At 71.0% G+C, this 16744-nt stretch carries 17 protein-coding genes; 15 read left to right on the top strand and 2 right to left on the bottom strand.

Annotated elements, in window-relative coordinates; genetic code table 11:
• Positions 1–161: 161 nt before the first annotated feature.
• The 11 genes from EIY87_RS04895 (at position 162) to EIY87_RS04845 (ending at position 10597) form a co-directional block, all read left to right on the top strand.
• Positions 162–956 (top strand): MlaE family ABC transporter permease, encoded by a 795-nt coding sequence (locus tag EIY87_RS04895; RefSeq protein ID WP_125306434.1) that lies wholly within the window; start codon positions 162–164, stop codon positions 954–956.
• Between the two features lie 2 nt (positions 957–958).
• Positions 959–1810, top strand: a complete 852-nt coding sequence (locus tag EIY87_RS04890; RefSeq protein ID WP_125306433.1) for an MlaE family ABC transporter permease — start codon at positions 959–961, stop codon at positions 1808–1810.
• Positions 1807–3081 (top strand): MCE family protein, encoded by a 1275-nt coding sequence (locus EIY87_RS04885; protein WP_125306432.1) that lies wholly within the window; start codon positions 1807–1809, stop codon positions 3079–3081. The genes EIY87_RS04890 and EIY87_RS04885 overlap by 4 nt, the downstream gene beginning before the upstream one ends.
• On the top strand, positions 3078–4082 hold the full coding sequence (locus tag EIY87_RS04880; protein ID WP_125306431.1) for an MCE family protein: 1005 nt from the start codon (positions 3078–3080) through the stop codon (positions 4080–4082). The genes EIY87_RS04885 and EIY87_RS04880 overlap by 4 nt, the downstream gene beginning before the upstream one ends.
• The gene (locus tag EIY87_RS04875) at positions 4079–5071 is read left to right on the top strand and encodes an MCE family protein (RefSeq protein ID WP_125306430.1); all 993 of its coding nucleotides are present in this window, start codon (positions 4079–4081) and stop codon (positions 5069–5071) included. The genes EIY87_RS04880 and EIY87_RS04875 overlap by 4 nt, the downstream gene beginning before the upstream one ends.
• Complete coding sequence (locus EIY87_RS04870; protein WP_125306429.1) at positions 5068–6102, top strand: MCE family protein; 1035 nt, start codon at positions 5068–5070, stop codon at positions 6100–6102. The genes EIY87_RS04875 and EIY87_RS04870 overlap by 4 nt, the downstream gene beginning before the upstream one ends.
• On the top strand, positions 6099–7160 hold the full coding sequence (locus EIY87_RS04865) for an MCE family protein (RefSeq protein WP_125306428.1): 1062 nt from the start codon (positions 6099–6101) through the stop codon (positions 7158–7160). The genes EIY87_RS04870 and EIY87_RS04865 overlap by 4 nt, the downstream gene beginning before the upstream one ends.
• Positions 7160–8356, top strand: a complete 1197-nt coding sequence (locus EIY87_RS04860; RefSeq protein WP_125306427.1) for an MCE family protein — start codon at positions 7160–7162, stop codon at positions 8354–8356. The genes EIY87_RS04865 and EIY87_RS04860 overlap by 1 nt, the downstream gene beginning before the upstream one ends.
• On the top strand, positions 8344–8847 hold the full coding sequence (locus EIY87_RS04855; protein WP_125306426.1) for a hypothetical protein: 504 nt from the start codon (positions 8344–8346) through the stop codon (positions 8845–8847). Before EIY87_RS04860 ends, EIY87_RS04855 begins: the two co-directional genes overlap by 13 nt.
• Positions 8844–9884, top strand: coding sequence for a hypothetical protein (locus tag EIY87_RS48250; RefSeq protein WP_225439716.1), 1041 nt, complete (start codon positions 8844–8846; stop codon positions 9882–9884). The genes EIY87_RS04855 and EIY87_RS48250 overlap by 4 nt, the downstream gene beginning before the upstream one ends.
• Before the next feature lie 68 nt (positions 9885–9952).
• Positions 9953–10597 carry a hypothetical protein gene (locus tag EIY87_RS04845; RefSeq protein WP_125306425.1) on the top strand — a complete coding sequence of 215 codons (645 nt, stop codon included), beginning with the start codon at positions 9953–9955 and terminating at the stop codon, positions 10595–10597.
• Between the two features lie 58 nt (positions 10598–10655).
• On the opposite strand, the gene EIY87_RS04840 is transcribed toward EIY87_RS04845, so the two are convergent.
• Positions 10656–11567 carry an RCC1 domain-containing protein gene (locus EIY87_RS04840; protein ID WP_225439714.1) on the bottom strand — a complete coding sequence of 304 codons (912 nt, stop codon included), beginning with the start codon at positions 11565–11567 and terminating at the stop codon, positions 10656–10658.
• A 404-nt stretch (positions 11568–11971) separates the two neighbouring features.
• On the opposite strand from EIY87_RS04840, the gene EIY87_RS04835 reads away from it, so the two are divergent.
• The 4 genes from EIY87_RS04835 (at position 11972) to EIY87_RS04820 (ending at position 15291) form a co-directional block, all read left to right on the top strand.
• On the top strand, positions 11972–12610 hold the full coding sequence (locus EIY87_RS04835; protein ID WP_125306424.1) for a DUF6801 domain-containing protein: 639 nt from the start codon (positions 11972–11974) through the stop codon (positions 12608–12610).
• Between the two features lie 73 nt (positions 12611–12683).
• On the top strand, positions 12684–14084 hold the full coding sequence (locus EIY87_RS04830; RefSeq protein WP_125306423.1) for a DUF6801 domain-containing protein: 1401 nt from the start codon (positions 12684–12686) through the stop codon (positions 14082–14084).
• 9 nt (positions 14085–14093) lie between these two features.
• Entirely contained in the window at positions 14094–14657 is a 564-nt protein-coding gene (locus EIY87_RS04825; protein ID WP_225439712.1) for a hypothetical protein, read from the top strand.
• A 34-nt stretch (positions 14658–14691) separates the two neighbouring features.
• Positions 14692–15291 carry a DUF6801 domain-containing protein gene (locus EIY87_RS04820; protein WP_125306422.1) on the top strand — a complete coding sequence of 200 codons (600 nt, stop codon included), beginning with the start codon at positions 14692–14694 and terminating at the stop codon, positions 15289–15291.
• A gap of 3 nt (positions 15292–15294) precedes the next feature.
• On the opposite strand, the gene EIY87_RS04815 is transcribed toward EIY87_RS04820, so the two are convergent.
• The gene (locus EIY87_RS04815; RefSeq protein ID WP_125306421.1) at positions 15295–16572 is read right to left on the bottom strand and encodes a PucR family transcriptional regulator; all 1278 of its coding nucleotides are present in this window, start codon (positions 16570–16572) and stop codon (positions 15295–15297) included.
• Between the last annotated feature and the right edge of the window lie 172 nt (positions 16573–16744).

Here is a 16744-nt window from a genome sequence, read left to right as displayed (position 1 = left end):
TCTCCCAGCAGGGCCGTCGTTAGCGTACCGACCAGTAGGAAACGGCACGGTGTCCCCCGAGACCGTGAATGGCCGACAATTGTTACCCCGTTCGGACCATTTCCCCTTGCTCACCTCGGGTGTATTCGGCGTGCCGCCGAAACCGCTGGGGAGGCACACGAATGGCCGAACGGACGACGACGGCGTCGTTCCCCGGGGCCGCCGCGCTGCGGCAGACCGGACGGCTCTACGGGCTGGGCCTGGACGTCGTCCGGCTGACGTTCCGCCGCCCGTTCCAGGCGCGTGAGCTGATCCAGCAGTTCTGGTTCATCGCGAGCGTCTCGATCCTGCCGACGGCGCTGGTCTCCATCCCGTTCGGCGCGGTGATCGCGCTGCACATCGGGTCGCTGACCACGCAGATCGGCGCGCAGTCGTTCACCGGCGCGGCGAGCGTGCTCGCGATCATCCAGCAGGCCAGCCCGATCGTCACCGCGCTGCTCATCGCCGGCGCCGGCGGCAGCGCCATGTGCGCCGACCTGGGGTCCCGGACCATCCGCGAAGAGATCGACGCCATGGAGGTCCTCGGCGTCTCGCCCGTGCAACGCTTGATCGTGCCGCGGGTGCTGGCCGCGATGGGCGTCGCCATCTTCCTCAACGGCATGGTCAGCGTCGTCGGCGTGCTCGGCGGCTACTTCTTCAACGTGATCATGCAGCACGGGACGCCGGGCGCGTACCTGGCGAGCTTCTCCGCGCTCGCCCAGCTGCCCGACCTGTGGATCAGCGAGATCAAGGCCCTGATCTTCGGCTTCGTCGCCGGCGTGGTCGCCGCCTACCGGGGGCTGAACCCCAAGGGCGGGCCGAAGGGCGTCGGCGACGCCGTGAACCAGTCCGTGGTCATCACGTTCCTGCTGCTGTTCGTGCTGAACCTCGTGCTCACCACCGTGTACCTGCAACTCGTGCCGCCCAAGGGGAGCTGAGCGTGACGACCACGGACCTCCCGAGAGCCGCGCGCGTGCGCGAAGCCGTCGACCGCCGGTTCGGCTTCCTCGACACCCTCGGCGACCAGATCCTCTTCTTCCTCCGCGCGATCGCCTGGATCCCGCGGGCCGTGCACCGCTACCTGCGCGAAATCGTGCGCCTGCTGGCCGAAGTCAGCTTCGGCAGCGGGGCGCTGGCCGTCATCGGCGGCACGATCGGCGTGATGATCGGGATGACCGTCGCCACCGGCACGGTCGTCGGCCTGCAGGGCTACTCCGCGCTCAACCAAGTCGGGACGTCGGCGTTCGCCGGGTTCGTCTCCGCCTACTTCAACACCCGCGAGATCGCGCCGCTCGTCTCCGGCCTCGCCCTGTCCGCCACCGTCGGCTGCGGGTTCACCGCGCAGCTCGGCGCGATGCGGATCTCCGAGGAGATCGACGCCCTCGAGGTCATGGGCATCCCCAGCGTCCCGTACCTGGTGACGACCCGGGTGATCGCCGGTTTCCTGGCCGTCATCCCGCTCTACGCCATCGGGCTGCTGTCGAGCTACCTCGCCTCGCGGCAGATCACCGTGTGGTTCTTCGGCCAGTCCGCGGGCACCTACGACCACTACTTCCTGCTGTTCCTGCCACCAGGCGACGTCCTGTGGTCGTTCGGGAAGGTGCTGGTGTTCAGCGTCGTGGTGGTGCTGGCGCACTGCTACTACGGCTTCCGCGCGAGCGGCGGCCCGGCCGGCGTCGGCGTCGCGGTGGGCCGCGCGGTCCGCACCGCGATCGTCGCGATCAGCGTGCTCGACTTCTTCCTGTCGCTGGCCATCTGGGGCGCGACGACGACCGTGCAGGTGGCCGGATGAGCCGGGACACCCGCCGCAAGGCCGGGATCCGCACCGCGGGCGTGCTGTTCCTGGTGGTGATGGGCGTGCTCGTGACGCTCTCGATCAAGGTGTACGACAAGGACTTCGTCAGCACCGTCCCGGTGACGCTCAAGACGAGCCGCATCGGCAACCAGCTGTCCGCGGGCGGGCAGGTCAAGGCCCGCGGCGTGCTCGTCGGCGAGATCCGCGACGTCCGGGCGACGCCGCAGGGCGCCGAGATAGCGCTTGCTCTCGAGCCCGGCAAGGTGGACATGCTGCCGCGCAACGTTTCCGCGTTGCTCGTGCCGAAGACGTTGTTCGGCGAGCGGTACGTCCAGCTGTCCATCCCGGACGGCGCCCGCGCCCCGCACCTGACCGCGGGCGACACGATCGAACAGGACCGCTCGGCCAACGCGATCGAGCTGGAACGCGTCTTCGACAACCTGCTGCCGGTGCTCCAGGCCGTCCAGCCGCAGAAGCTCGCGACCACGCTGACCGCGGTTTCGACGGCGCTGCAGGGCCGCGGCGAGCAGCTCGGGCAGACGATCGGCACCGCGGACGCCTACCTGAAGAACTTCAACCCCGACCTCCCGCAGCTGACGTCGGACATCCACGACCTCGCCACCGTCTCGAACCTCTACGGCGACATCGCCCCCGACCTCCTGGACGCGCTCACCGCGTCCGCCGTCACGCTCAACACCGTCAAGGAGAAGCAGAGCGAGCTGACCGGGGTCTACCAGCAGGTGACCTCGTCTTCGCAGGAGGTCACCGCTTTCCTGGCCAACAACCGCGACAACCTCATCTCCCTGGCCGCCGACAGCCGCGCGCCGCTGGAGGTCGCCGCGAAGTACTCCCCCAGCTTCGCCTGCACCCTCGCTTCGCTCAACGCACTGAGGAAATCCATGGACCAGGTGCTCGGCGCCGGCACCGGTGAGCCGGGCCTGCACGCCGACGTCGCCGTCACCGCGGACAGCGGGAAGTACTTGCCCGGCAAGGACGACCCGCGCTACACCGCCGGCGGCGAGCCGCGCTGCTACCCCTCCGGCGTGGCCCCGACGATCGGCACCGCCGCCGCGGCGCCCGGCAGCACCGGGCACCCGCTGCTGACCGGCGGGCAGGGCGACCTCGGCGTCGCCAACTCGCCGCAGGAGCAGCAGCTGCTGGCCACCCTGGTCGCGCCGTCGATCGGGGTGCCCGCCGCCGACGTCCCGGCGTGGAGCAGCGTGCTGGTCGGGCCGCTCTACCGCGGCACGGAGGTGAAGCTCAAGTGAGGAACATCGTCGCCCCGCTGATCAAGAGCATCATCTTCATCGCCGTCACGGCGATCGCGACGACGCTGCTGGCCGTGTCCATCACGAACACCGGCGTCGGCGCCACCGAGCGCTACACCGCGAAGTTCCTCGACGCGACCTCGCTCAACGTCGGCGACGACGTCCGCATCTCCGGCGTCCGCGTCGGCCAGGTCGAGTCCCTCGACATCAGCGACCACAACCGCGCGCTGGTGACGTTCTCCCTCGACCGGGGACGGCGGCTGCCCGCCGACGTCAAGGCGGTCATCAAGTACCGCAACATGGTCGGCCAGCGCTACATCGCGCTGGAGCGCGGGAGCACCGCGACCCGGGAGCAGCTGCCCGAGGGCGGGGAGATCCCGCTGGAGCGCACGACCCCGGCACTGGACCTCACCGACCTGTTCAACGGCTTCAAGCCGCTGTTCCAGGCGCTGTCGCCGAACGACGTCAACGAGCTGTCCGGCGAGATCGTCCAGGTGCTGCAGGGCGAAGGCGGCACCGTCGAAAGCCTGCTCGCCCACACCGGTTCGCTGACCACCACCCTCGCCGGGCGCGACAAGGTGATCGGCGAGGTGATCGGGAACCTCAACTCGGTGCTGAAGACGGTCAACGGCAAGGGCGACGCGCTGGCGAACCTCGTGTCCACGCTGCGGCAGCTGGTGTCCGGGCTGGCCGGCGACCGCGCCGCGATCGGCGACGCGATCAGCGGCATCGGCGACCTCACGCAGTCCACCGCCGGGCTGTTCGAGCAGGCCCGGCCGCCGCTGAAGGACAGCATCGCCGGGCTGAAGGGCCTCGCCGGCGGCCTGGTCCAGAACCAGTCCGATGTGGACAGCTTCCTGACCAACCTGCCGGTGAAGTTCAACGAGATCGGCCGGGTGGCCTCCTACGGCTCGTGGATGAACTTCTTCCTCTGCCGCGCCACCCTGGCCACCACGCCCCCGCGCGGCGTGATCGTCCCGACGCCGAGGTGCGAGCCGTGAAGTCCTTCAAGGAGCGCAATCCGATCGTCCTCGGCGTGATCGGCAGCTTCGCGCTGGCCGCGCTGCTGACCGTCACGTTCAACTACGACAACCTCCCGGTCGTCGGCGGCGGCACGACCTACGAGGCCGAGTTCTCCGAAGCCGCCGGCCTGCAGGCGGACGACGAGGTCCGGGTCGCCGGCATCAAGGTCGGCGAGGTCCGCGACGTTGCGCTCGCCGACGACCACGTCCTCGTCACCTTCCGGGTCAAGAACGCCTGGATCGGCGACCGGACCTCCGCCGAGATCAAGATCAAGACGTTGCTGGGCCGCAAGTTCCTCGCGCTGAACCCGACCGGCGACGACGTCCAGGACCCGGACCGGCCGATCCCGCGCACCCGGACCGTCACGCCCTACGACGTCACCGACGCCTTCAACGGGCTGGCCGACACCGTCGGCGCGATCGACACCCGGCAGCTCGCGGACAGCTTCACCACGCTGTCGGACACCTTCCGCAACTCCCCCGAGCACGTCCGCAGCGCGCTCGACGGGCTGTCGCAGCTGTCGCAGACGGTGTCCAGCCGGGACAGCCAGATCGCCGAACTGCTCGCGAACGCGCGGCAGCTGACCACGACGCTGGCGAACTCGAACGACGACTTCGAGAAGCTCATCGACGACGGGAACCTCTTGCTCACCGAGCTCAACCGGCGCCGCGACGCGATCCACGACCTGCTGACCGGCTCGGCGCGCCTGGCCGAGCAGCTCCGGGGGCTGGTGAAGGACAACAACGATCAGCTCCGGCCCGCGCTGCAGTCGCTGAGCCAGGTGACCGACCTGCTCAAGCGGCAGAACGACAACCTGACCAAGGGCCTGCAGCTGGCCGGCCCGTACTTCCGGGTGGTCACCAACACCACCGGCAACGGCCGCTGGATCGACGCCTACCTGTGCGGGCTGATCCCGGAGAACCACGACCCGTGCACCGTGCCGAAGAACCCGGGAGGGACGAAGTGAGCGCGCTGACCACCACCCGCGCCGGTGTCCTGACGACCCGGTTCATCGCCGCCGCCCTGCTGCTCGCCCTCGTCGTGACGGCGGCGCTGTGGTGGGTGTTCTCCGGCAGCGGACAGCACCACGTGACCGCATTCTTCACCCGCGCGGTCGGCGTCTACCCCGGCTCCGACGTCCGGGTGCTCGGCGTCCGGATCGGCCAGGTCGACGCGGTCACCCCGCGCGGCGAGCAGGTGCAGGTGGACATGACGGTCGACGGCTCGGTCGGCGTCGCCGAGGACACCACGGTCCTGGTGATCGCGCCCAGCGTCGTCGCCGACCGGTACGTCCAGTTCGCCAAGCCGGCGCGCGGCGGGCCGCGGCTGCCGAACGGGGCGTCGATCCCGGTGCAGCGCACCGCGACCCCGGTGGAGCTGGACCAGCTCTACGCCAGCCTCGATTCGCTGTCCAAGGCGCTCGGCCCGAACGGCGCGAACTCGCAGGGCGCGCTGTCGGACCTGCTCAAGACGGGCGCGCAGAACCTGCAGGGCAACGGCCGCGCGTTCAACGACAGCGTGCGCAACTTCGCGCAGCTGGCGCGCACGCTGGCCGGGAACTCGGGCGACCTGTTCGGCACGGTCGACGAGCTCCAGCAGTTCACCACCATGCTGGCCACCAACGACCAGCAGGTCGGCAACGTCAACCAGCAGCTGTCGCAGATTTCGGGCACCCTGGCCGCCAACAGCGGCGAGCTGGCGAAGGCCCTCGACGGCCTCGGCCACGCGCTCGCCGACGTCCAGGCGTTCATCCGGGACAACCGCGGAGCCCTCAAGTCCAATGTGGACAATCTGGTGACGACCACCCGGACGCTCGTGGAACAGCGTGCTTCGCTGGCCGGCACGATCGACGCCGTCCCGCTGGCGGTGACGAACGTGCTCAACGCGGTCGACCCGGCCACCGGGCGGCTGCTCGGGCGCGAGAACCCCGACTACTACCTCGAGCCGCTGCCGCTGCCGGTCACCGGCGACGTCTACACCAACGGGGGTGGGCGGTGAAACGGGTCCTCGCCACCGCGGCCGTCGGGTGCCTGCTGCTCGCGGGCTGTTCTTCGGGGGAGTTCAAGGGCGTCTACGACCTGCCGTTGCCCGGCGGCGCCGACGTCGGCGACCACCCGTACTCGGTGACCGTGCAGTTCGCCGACGTGCTCGACCTGGTGCCGCAGGCCGCGGTGAAGGTCGGCGACGTCCCGGTCGGGCGGGTGCGCGAGATCCGGCTCGGCGGCGACGGCTGGACGGCCGAAACCGTGCTGGAGGTCAACGGCGACGTCGTGCTGCCCGCCAACGCGATCGCGCGGCTGCGCCAGTCCAGCCTGCTCGGCGAGAAGTTCGTCGAGCTGGCCGCCCCGGACGGTCCGCCGTCCGGCGCCGGCGTCGCGCGGCTGGCGGACAAGGCCACGATCACCGTGGACCGCACCAACCGCAACCCCGAATTCGAGGAGATCTTCGGCGCGCTTTCCCTGCTGCTCAACGGCGGCGGCATCGGGCAGCTGCAGACGATCAACCGCGAGCTGTCGAAGGTGATGGACGGCAACGAGGAGCAGATCCGCTCGTTCCTGTCCGGGGTGAACACCCTGATGACCGACCTGGACGCGCACCGCTCGGACATCACCGAGGCCCTCGACGGCATGAACCGGCTGTCGGCGACGCTGGCGAACCGCCACGACCAGGTGTCCGGCGCGCTGACCGATCTGACGCCGGGCCTGCGGTCGCTCAGCGACCAGCGCACGCAGCTCGTCTCGATGCTGCAGGCGCTCGACCGGCTCTCGACCGTGGCCACCGACGTCGTCGACCGCAGCCGCGACGACCTGGTCGCGGACCTGCGGGCGCTCGCGCCGATCCTGGGCCAGCTGGCCAAGGCGGGCGAGGACCTGCCGCAGTCGCTGCAGCTGCTGCCGACGTTCCCGTTCCCGGACTCGGTGCTCCCCGCGGTGAAGGGCGACTACATCAACACGTTCGCCTCGATGATCCCGGCGCCCGGCGTGCCGCTGCCCCCGCCCGGCGAAGGCGTGCCGCCGGGGCTGCCGCCGCTCCCGCTCCCCTCGGGAGGCCAGTGATGCTGACCCGCAGAGTCCGGATCCAGGTGGTCCTGTTCGTCGTGATCGCGCTGGCCACGACGGCGTTCGTCGGCGCGAACTACGCCGGTCTCGGCCGGCTGTTCGGCTCCGGCGCCTACACGGTCAAGCTCGAACTGGCCGAAGGCGGCGGGCTGTTCACCAACGGCGAGGTGACCTACCGCGGCGTCGCCGTCGGCCGCGTCGGCGAGCTGCGGCTCACCCTCACCGGGACCGAAGCCGACCTGCTGATCGACGACGGCGCCCCGCCCATCCCGGCGGATTCGGCGGCGGTGGTGGCGAACCGGTCGGCGGTCGGCGAGCAGTACGTCGACCTGCAGCCACGCACGGCGGGCGGGCCGTTCCTGGCCGGGGGTTCGGTGATCCGGCGCGAGTCGACCACGCTGCCGCTGCCGGTGAACAGCCTGCTGACCGACCTGGACTCGTTCACCGCGTCGGTGCCGACGCAGGACCTGCGCACGGTGGTGGACGAGCTCGACGACGCCCTGCGCGGCGCGGGCCCGGACCTGCAGACCCTGATGGACTCGGCGACGTCGTTCACCCAGCAGGCGAGCGCCCACTTGCCGCAGACGTCGAAGCTGATCGGCGACGGCGCGACGGTGCTGCGCACCCAGGTCGATTCGTCGGCGGAGTGGCGCTCGTTCAGCGGCAACGCCCGCGTGTTCGCCCAGCAGCTGGCCAAGTCCGACGGCGACCTGCGGCGCCTGATCGCGACCGCGCCCCCGGCGGCGACCGAGCTTTCGTCGTTGCTCAAGGAGAACGATCCGGGCCTGCCGATCGTGCTGGCCAACCTGCTGACGACGGCCCGGGTGTTCGGCACCCGCACGGCGGCGGAGGAGACGCTGCTGGCGAACGTCCCCCGCGCGGTGGCGGCGGTCGGCTCGGCCATCGACGACGACCGCCACGAGCTGCGGATGGGCCTGGTGCTGAACTTCGACAACCCGCCTTCGTGTCTGCAGGGCTACGAGGACACCCCGCACCGGTCGAGCCGCGACCTTTCGCCACTGCCGCTGAACACCGACGCGGCGTGCACGCTGCCGTACGGCAACGAGAGCTCGGTGCGCGGCACGCAGAACGCGCCGCACCCGCCGGTCCCGGACGCGGTGCCGGTGGGCCCGCTGACGATCGGCACGCAGGCGACGAAGACGAGCCTGGAGGAGATGCTGTGGCTGCGCTGAAGCACGGAGCGGCGGCGGTCTCCCTGGCCGCGGCGGTGTTCGCGGGCTGGTCGGGCTGGTCCTGGTACGCGGCGGCCCACGAACCGGCGGTGACCTACGGCGCCGCTCGCGACGAAGCACTCGCGAGCGGCCGGACGTTGGTGGCGGAGCTGAACAGCCTCGACTACCACGACGTCGACGGCGGCCTGGCGCGCTGGCTGTCGGCGTCGACGGGGCCGCTGCACGACCAGCTGGCCCGGACGGACGCGCAGACGAAGCAGGCGCTGGCGGCGAACTCGACGGTGTCGACGGGGCGGGTGCTGGACGCGGCGCTGAGCGAGCTGGACGAGCACGCGGGGACGGCGAAGATGCTGGCTTCGGTGGAGATCACGATGGCGAAGCAGGGCGTGGCGCCGGCGGTGAAGCGCAACCGCTTCGCGGCGGCGCTGGCGAGGACTGCCGATGGGTGGAAGCTGAGCGCGCTCGACCAGCTGGCGGTGGGGAGCCGATGAACCGCGCGAAGACGGTGGACGAGGTGGTTGAGGCCGAGCACGCGCCTGCTGGCGAACCGCCCGCTCCCGCCGGTCGCGGCGAGCTGGGCGGCCCGGCAGCCGCGGGCGAGGCCATCGCCCGCACCACCACGACCGGCGCCGAGCCGAGCGAACCAGCGGCCGCCGACGAACCGCCCGCCAGCGGCAATGAAGCGGGCGCCCCCGCGGCCGCCGGTGGCGGCAAGCTGGGCGGCCCGGCAGCCGCGGGCGAGGCTCGCACCCGTGCCACCACGACCGGCGCCGAGCCGAGCGAGCCGAGCGAACCAGCGGCCGCCGGTGGCGGCGAGCCAGGCGGCCCGGCAGCCGCGGACGAGGCCAGCGCCCGCACCACCACGACCGGCGGCGAGCCGAGCGGCCTGGTGGCCGAACCCGCGACCGAAGGCGAGCACGCGCCCGCTGCCGTTGATGAGCTGGGCGACCCGGCAGCCGAGGGCGAGCCGGAACCCAGCGAGTCCGAAACCGAAGCCGAGCCCGCTCCCGCCAAACCGCGTCCGGTCTGGCTCCGCCTCCCCGCCCTCCTCCTCACCGCCGCCGTCGTCCTCACCGGCGCCGGTACCTGGTTCACCCTCGAAGCCCGCTCCGCCGCCGAGACCTCCGCCGCGGCCAACCTCGCCCTCACCGACGTCGGCGCCACCGCCGACGTCACCTCCGCGATCACCCTCGCCGTGAACCGGATCTTCTCCTATTCCTACGATCGGACCGACGTCACCGAAAAGGCCGCCGCGGCGGTCCTGCGTGGTGCCGCCAAGGATTCGTACGACAAGCTCTTCGCCCAGGTCCGCCAGAAAGCTCCCGAACAAAAACTCGTCCTCACTTCGCGCGTTTCGGCGATCGCCGTGCAGGAACTCCGGGGCAATCACGCGCGGTTACTCGTCTTTCTCGATCAATCAGCCGTACGGGCCGACAACAATGCGACCGACAACGCCGCGGCGCAGCTTTCCGTGACCGCGGAACGCACCGATGGCACCTGGGTGATCACCGCGCTCGAACCGCGCTGAAACACCGAGCACTTCACCGTTTCCGGGAGCACCCGGGACGGACGGGAAAACGCAAAGGGAGAACAACTATGTCCGTGGCAACGCAGTTGAGGAGACTGGCCGTCCTCACCTCGACGGCGGCTCTCGTGCTCACCGGGGTCGCCGTGACCCCGGCGTCGGCCGACGTCATCCCGATCCCCGTGTCCTACAAGGTGACCGGCAGCACCACGGTGAAGAAGACCGGCAGCGCCATGAAGCTCGGCCCCGGCACGCTCAAGGGGAACCTGCTCATCGACGACCAGACCGGCTCGGTCGGGCTCAGCGCGGACCTGGCGCTGCCGCCGTCGCAGGCCGACATCTCGCTGCTGGCGGGCATCTTCCGGATCAAGGCGAAGGTCAAGGTCATCCCGCTCGGGCCGGCCACCGGCACCATCGCCGACGGCAACCTGGTCACGAAGGCCAAGGCCAACATGGAGATCTACGACATCTGGGCCGGCCCGATCGTGCCGGTCATCCCGCTGCCGACCGTGCCGGGCAGCTGCAAGACGAAGACCCCGCTCGACCTGACGCTGTCCGCGCAGGACATCGACATCACCGCGCCGGCCATCACCGTGACCGGGACCTACACCATCCCCGAGTTCTCCAACTGCTTCATCGCCGACATCGCGCTCGGCGCCCTGGTTTCGGGGCCGGGCAACACGATTTCGCTCGACCTCGCCAGCGACGCCGCCTGAGCCGACAGCGCTTGAGCAGGACGTGGGTGGCGGGCCGCGAAGCCCGCCACCCGCCGGCTCAGCAGGGCGCGGCCGGGTCTTCCTTCAGCGCGAAGCTGTCGTTGTCCCCCGCCGAAACGGCGAACACCGGCCCGCACGAGAGCGGCGCCGTCTCCCCGACGAAGTTCGAGCCCCAGACGACGATGTCCCCGTTGGTCTTGTAGGCCACGTTGTGGTTGAACCCGGCGTCGATGCCCGCGACGTCGGACAGCGCCTCCGGCGGCACCTCGGTCTGGTGGAAGTTGTCGCGGCCCCACGCGTACACGCGGCCCGCCTTCAGCGCCAGGCTGTGGTTGAACCCGGCGGAAACCGCGGTGACACCGGAAGAAAGCCCGGCGGGCACGGTCGTCTGGCCGTAGGTGTTGCTGCCCCAGGCCAGCACGCCGCCGTTCTTGAGCGCCAGGTTGTGGTCGCCGCCCGCGGAAATCGCGGTGACGCCGGACTGCGCCGACGCCGGCACGTCGGTCCGCGTTCCCCAGCTCACCACCAGCCCGCCTTGCTTCAGCGCCAGGCTGTGCATGTTGGAAGCCGAGATCGCGATCACCCCGCTCGACACCGACGCGGGCAGGGTGGTTTGCCCGTACCAGTTGTTGCCCCAGGCGATGACCTTTCCGCTCTTGAGCGCCAGTTCGTGGCCCCAGCCCGACGCGATCTGGCTGACGCCGGAGGTCGCCGCCGCGGGGATTTCGTTGGCGCCCCAGTTGTTCGCGCCCCACGCGAGGACCGCGCCGCCCTTGAGCGCCAGCGCCGTCGTGCTGCCCGCCGACACGGCGGTGACGCCGGTCAGCGCGTCCGGCGGCGGGATCGTGACGTCGTAATCCGGTTTGCCCCAGGCGATCACGCCGCCCACCGTGGCCGCGGACGCGGGCTGGGCGAGCGACGAGACGGCCAGCGCCGCCGTCAGCGCGAATGCGGCCCGCGTGAATGACACCCGGCCACAACGTGAAGAACCCGGCACGATAGCCTCATTTCTCCGGTTTCGTTATCTGTGATTGCCCCCGCAAGATCACAAATGGTAGACCGTGGCCGCCGCCGGATCGCCGTGCCGCGCGTTCTTTGTCACGATCCGCCAAATCCGGCGGCACCGCTGCGCGGCTTCGGACAAGAATTCGGCGGACCACTCCGGCAGCTCACCCGTGCGGGGCCGGAAGCCTTGTTCCGTAGTGAACTGGCGAGTAGCCTCGATTTCGGCAGATGGACCTCCACCTCGCACGCCGGTGAATCGCGTCCCGCCGCCCGGGGCAATCGGGGCGGGTGAAGCGATGGGGGATCAACGGCAGCGGGCAATCGATCAGCCAAAGCCGAGACTGAACTGAATCAAAGGAGATGACAGGCATGTCCCGACTCAGCAGGCTGTCCGCCGGTATCGCCACGACCGCGACCGCCATCGGCGCCATCGCGGTGCTCACCGCGGGTACCGCGGCCGCCGCCACCATCACCTACGCCGCCGGGGGCACGGCGGGCATCACCTACAACTGCACCTTCCCCGGCATCTCGCCGCAGCCGGTCGCGATCACCGCGCACCTCGACGCGCCCGACACCGTCGTGCACGGCACCACCGTCACGCCGAGCAACGTAGGCGGCACCGCGACGATCAGCTCCACCGTCCACTCGCTGCTGACCGCGGTCGGCTACGACGGCATCCGGGGCAAGGCGACGGTGCCGGTGACGGCGTCGGCGGGCACGCTGTCGCAGTCGTCGGCCACCGGGCTGAACATCCCGGAGGTGATCTACCCGACCGGCGGGGCGATCACGGTGGTCATTTCGCAGGACTCGGGGTCCAGCATCCCGAACTGGACCGCGCCGCCGGCCGCGGGCACCGCGACCCTGTCGCTGACGAGCGGGCTGTCGGCGAACCTGGAGTTCCACAAGAAGTCGACCAACACCTGGTCCCCGTGGACGATGAACTGCACCCTCAAGGTGACCAGCCCGGCGCAGAACATCGCGTTCAGCCCGAGCATCACCGTTTCCTGACCGGGTTTCCCGGTGCGGGCACCCGCCCGCACCGGGACCACCCCGCACCTTCCGCACGCACCCAGGGAAACCGATGCCACGTCGAGTCCGGCCCCGCACCCTCACCCTCTCCGCGCTGGCAGGCGCCGGCCTGCTGTCCGCGGTGAGCGGCGCGCTGACGGGAGTCGGCTCGGCCGCGCCCGCGCCCGCCGTCCCACCGGACACGAAGGCGGCGACGTCGGTTTCGGTGACGTGCCCGTTCCCCGACCCGGCGGGCGCCCGCGCGCTCACCGTCGAGACGGCGGCCACGCTGCCCGCCCAGGCGCGGACCGGGACTTCGCTGGCCCTCGGCGCGTTCTCCGCGAAGCTCACGCTCCCCCGCGACGTCGCGCTGTCGTACCTCCCGGCCGGCGCCACCGCCGGCTCGCTGGCCGGCGAAGTGAAGCTCGATCTCAACGTGCACCAGGACGACCGCGCGGACAAAGTACCGGTCACCCTCACCGTGCCGGCCACCCCGCTGCCGGAGACCGGCGACGTCACCCTGGCGGCCACCGGCACCGTGCCCGAGATCGCGCTGAACACCGTCGGCGCCGTCACCTTCGACGTCACCGCGCCGTCGCTCGCGCTCGCCGCCGTCCCGGCGCCCGCGGAGCAGGCCGCGAAGCCGGTCGCGTGCGCGCTGGACCCCGAGCAGCAGACGACGCTGGGCAAGGTGCTCGTCCTGCCGAAGGTGACGCCGGGCGCGAAGGCGCAGCAGCAGGCCGCGGCCGCCGCCGAGCCCGCCCCGGGCGATCCGCCGACCGAAGACGAGTTCGCCGTCCCGCTGAGCCTGGTCACGATCCAGACGAAGTCGACGGTCCGCAAGCTCGGCGCGACCGTCACCGCCGACCCCGCGTTCCTGTTCAACGGGTTGTTCATCCTCAACCTGGTCGACGGCAGCTCGCGGGTGACCGGCTCGACGACGTTCAACCCGGCTACCGCCACATTCCTCGGCTTCGGGTTCGTGCCGGTGACCGCGACCGTCGAGTTCCTGCCGGTGGACTGGCGGAACAGCAAGATCATCGAGTTCGCCGGCAAGATCACCACCGACCCGGACACCGGGGCCACCTTCCTGAACACGACGCTGCAGGTGATGGCGCGGCTGAGCAACGCGAAGGTCAACGGCGTCCCGCTCGACCTCGGACCCGGCTGCGTGACGAAGAAAACGGTGACCCTGACGCTGAACGGGCCGTACGAGGCGTTCGGCGTCGGCCACATCCGGACCGACCCGGAGAAGGGCTTCGAGCTCCCGGAGTTCACCGGCTGCGGCGCCGGCCAGGACCTGAACCCGCTGCTGTCCGGGATGGGCTCCGGCACGGGCAACCAGGCCTTCGTCGACACCTACAACCTGATCGTCTGCACCGACCCGGACCACACCCAGTGCCCGGACGGCTCCACCGGGCCGCCGCAGGGTTCCGCCGCGGCGAAGAAGGCGGCGGCCAGGAAACCGAACTGAGGGGATCGCATGAGGATCGCACCGGCCATAGCGGCGGCGCTGCTCGTCACCGGCCTGTCGACGGGCACGGCGAGCGCGACGACCACCACGAGCACGGGCACGCTGACCTACAACTGCGCGTTCCCGGGGATCACGCCCCAGCCCACGACGCTGGTGGCGCGGCTGGACGTCACCGATCCCCACCCCGGCCAGGCGTTCACGGTCACGCCGCACGCCACGGTGACGTACACGGCATCGGTGAAATCGTTGCTGAACGCGCTCGGCTACGACCAGGTGCGGGGCTCGCTCAGCACGACGTTCAGCGTGGCCAACGCGACCCCGCCGACCGGGGTGCTCGCGGGCGCGTTCCCGGCCAATCCGATCACGAGTGCTTCGATCGACGGCACGCCCCAGGTGTTCACCCCCGGCGGGGCGGGTTCCGTCGGCTTCGCGATGGGCACGGCCGTCTCCCAGTCCCTCGAGCTGCACAAGAAGTCGACCGGGACGTGGACCGCGTGGGCGTCGAGCTGCACGCTCAAGCCGACCAGCCCGGCGCAGAACACCGCCTTCTCCCCGAGCATCGTGATCACGTGAGTGCCGCCGACGTCACCTTCACCGCGGAGGAGCCGTGAAAGCACGCCGCACGTTGACCCTCGCCGTCGTGACGGCCGCCATCCTGGCCGGGACCGCCGCCCCCGCGGCCGCGGCCACCGACTACAGCACCGGCCTGGTCACCTACAACTGCACCTTCCCCGGGGTCGGCGTGCAGCCGGTGACCTCGGTGGCCGGGTTCAGCGGCCCGGACGCGGTCGCGGCCGGGGGCCCCATCGCCGTCGAGAACTTCTCCGGCGGCATGGCGGTCTCGCCCGACCTGTACAAGCTGATGGCCGTGTACCTCGGCTACGACGGCGTCCGGGGCAGCGGGACGCTGCCGACCACGGCCGAGAACGCCCTCCCGGGCACCGCGAACGTCGGCGTGACGATCCCGGAGGTGTTCTGGGACCCGCTGAACCGGTCTTTCTACTTCCAGGGCCCCGGGCCGGTGGCGTCGTTCACCGCGGGCTCGCCGGGATCCGCCGCCTTCCGGTGGGGCTCGCCGTTCACGCTGGCGATCGAATTCCACTTCAAGGGCAACAACACGTGGAAGCCGTGGACGATGAACTGCGCGCTGCGGGTCACCAGCCCGCCGCAGAACCCGTACTTCAGCCCGAGCCTGCCGGTGGACTGACGCTCAGTTCGGCGTCCACTGTGGACGCGAGTGCCCGGTGCGCGGCGCGGGCAGCAGGTCGCTCACCGGGTACCGCAGCGGCAGCGGGGCCGCGCCCGCGCGCAGGGCCAGCTCCATCTCGAAGCGGGCCGCCGGGTCGCGGAGGCTGTCGCCGAACGTCGCCTGGAGCTGGCGCATGCGGTAGCGGACCGTCTGGGGGTGGACGCCGAGGCGTTCCGCGATCTCCACGACGTTGCCCTGGCTGTCGAGCCACGCCCGCAGCGTCTCCAGGAGGCGCTCCTGCTGCTTGCCCGTCATGTCCGCCAGCGGCGCGAACAGGCGGTGCCGCAGTGTGCCGACCAGGCCGGCGTCGGAGTTGACCAGCAGCGTCGCCAGGTGCTCCTCGGCACGCAGCACCGGGCGCGGGGTCAGTACCCCGCGTTCGGCCAGCTGGAGCGCGTTCCGGGCCCAGCGCAGGGAATCGGCCACCGACGTCAGCGGGACGCAGGGGCCGATCGACAGGCGGCAGTCCGGCAGGGCCACCTGCAGGGCCGCCAGGCGCGGGGCGCTCAGTTCGCCGGGGACAACGAGTTTCGGGTCGGCGGTGTCGAGTTCGGCGAGGACGTCCGCGTCCAGCCCGGCGTGACGGCGGGCCGGGGCGACGCCGCCGGCGGGGCAGACCGCCACCGGGGTCGCGTCGGCCGGGACCGGCCAGCCGATCAGCTGGGCCAGCTCGGCGATCGCCTTGGGCGACGCGGGCGGCGTCTCGAGGATCAGGTGGAGGAGCTTGCGGCGCCACGTTTCCAGCGCCCCCGCCGTGCGGGCCTTCGCCTCCAGGTAGCCGTCGAGCGCGACGGAGGCGAGTTCGTCCATGAACGCCAGCATCGCGTCGGCCAGCTGGGACATCACCGCCGACGAGAGCCCGCTCCGCCGTCCCACGCGCATGATCCGGCGCCACGACACCCGGGCGCCGACCCGGTAGGCCGACTGCAGCGTGTCGAGGCTGCGGCCCTCGCGCATCTCGTTCTGCCCCAGCCGGTGGTGCACCTCGTGGGACTGCTCCTTCGACACCGTCGGGTCGGCGATCTGGGCGACGAACAACGTGATCGCGTACTCGACGCCGGCGCGGATCGACTTGCCGTAGGGCCCGTCGAGCGGACGGGCGTAGGCGGGGATGGTCGCGCGGATCTCGTCGACGATCTCCGCGGCGAGGCTGGCGAGCTCGGGGCGGAGGATGTCCGCGAGCTTACGGGGCAGGGCGGCCGGTGGCGCAGCGTGTTCGAATCCGCGCTCCACCGTCATCGCAGCTCCTTCGCTCCGCCCCCGGACTCCGGCGCGCGCACGCGCGACCGGACACCCCACACCTGAAGCGGGGTGACAACGAACACATCGAAAAACTAACGCCGAATGTGTCACTCGAATGAGAGGAAACCGATTTCTTGTCAGCTTTGTGACAAGTTCACCGGACGTGCCT

It is taken from the genome of Amycolatopsis eburnea, assembly GCF_003937945.1.
GTDB classification, from domain to species: Bacteria; Actinomycetota; Actinomycetes; order Mycobacteriales; family Pseudonocardiaceae; genus Amycolatopsis; species Amycolatopsis eburnea.
The sequence above is the reverse complement of the archived record's forward strand: the minus strand, read 5'-3'. Positions and strand labels throughout refer to the sequence as shown.

Excerpts from the sequence above, each read along its gene's own strand:
- EIY87_RS04895 (WP_125306434.1), top strand. The coding sequence starts at position 162 with ATGGCCGAACGGACGACGACGGCGTCGTTCCCCGGGGCCGCCGCGCTG.
- EIY87_RS04885 (WP_125306432.1), top strand. The coding sequence starts at position 1,807 with ATGAGCCGGGACACCCGCCGCAAGGCCGGGATCCGCACCGCGGGCGTG.
- EIY87_RS04860 (WP_125306427.1), top strand. The coding sequence starts at position 7,160 with ATGCTGACCCGCAGAGTCCGGATCCAGGTGGTCCTGTTCGTCGTGATC.
- EIY87_RS48250 (WP_225439716.1), top strand. The coding sequence starts at position 8,844 with ATGAACCGCGCGAAGACGGTGGACGAGGTGGTTGAGGCCGAGCACGCG.
- EIY87_RS04845 (WP_125306425.1), top strand. The coding sequence starts at position 9,953 with ATGTCCGTGGCAACGCAGTTGAGGAGACTGGCCGTCCTCACCTCGACG.
- EIY87_RS04835 (WP_125306424.1), top strand. The coding sequence starts at position 11,972 with ATGTCCCGACTCAGCAGGCTGTCCGCCGGTATCGCCACGACCGCGACC.
- EIY87_RS04830 (WP_125306423.1), top strand. The coding sequence starts at position 12,684 with ATGCCACGTCGAGTCCGGCCCCGCACCCTCACCCTCTCCGCGCTGGCA.
- EIY87_RS04825 (WP_225439712.1), top strand. The coding sequence starts at position 14,094 with ATGAGGATCGCACCGGCCATAGCGGCGGCGCTGCTCGTCACCGGCCTG.
- EIY87_RS04815 (WP_125306421.1), bottom strand. The coding sequence starts at position 16,572 with ATGACGGTGGAGCGCGGATTCGAACACGCTGCGCCACCGGCCGCCCTG.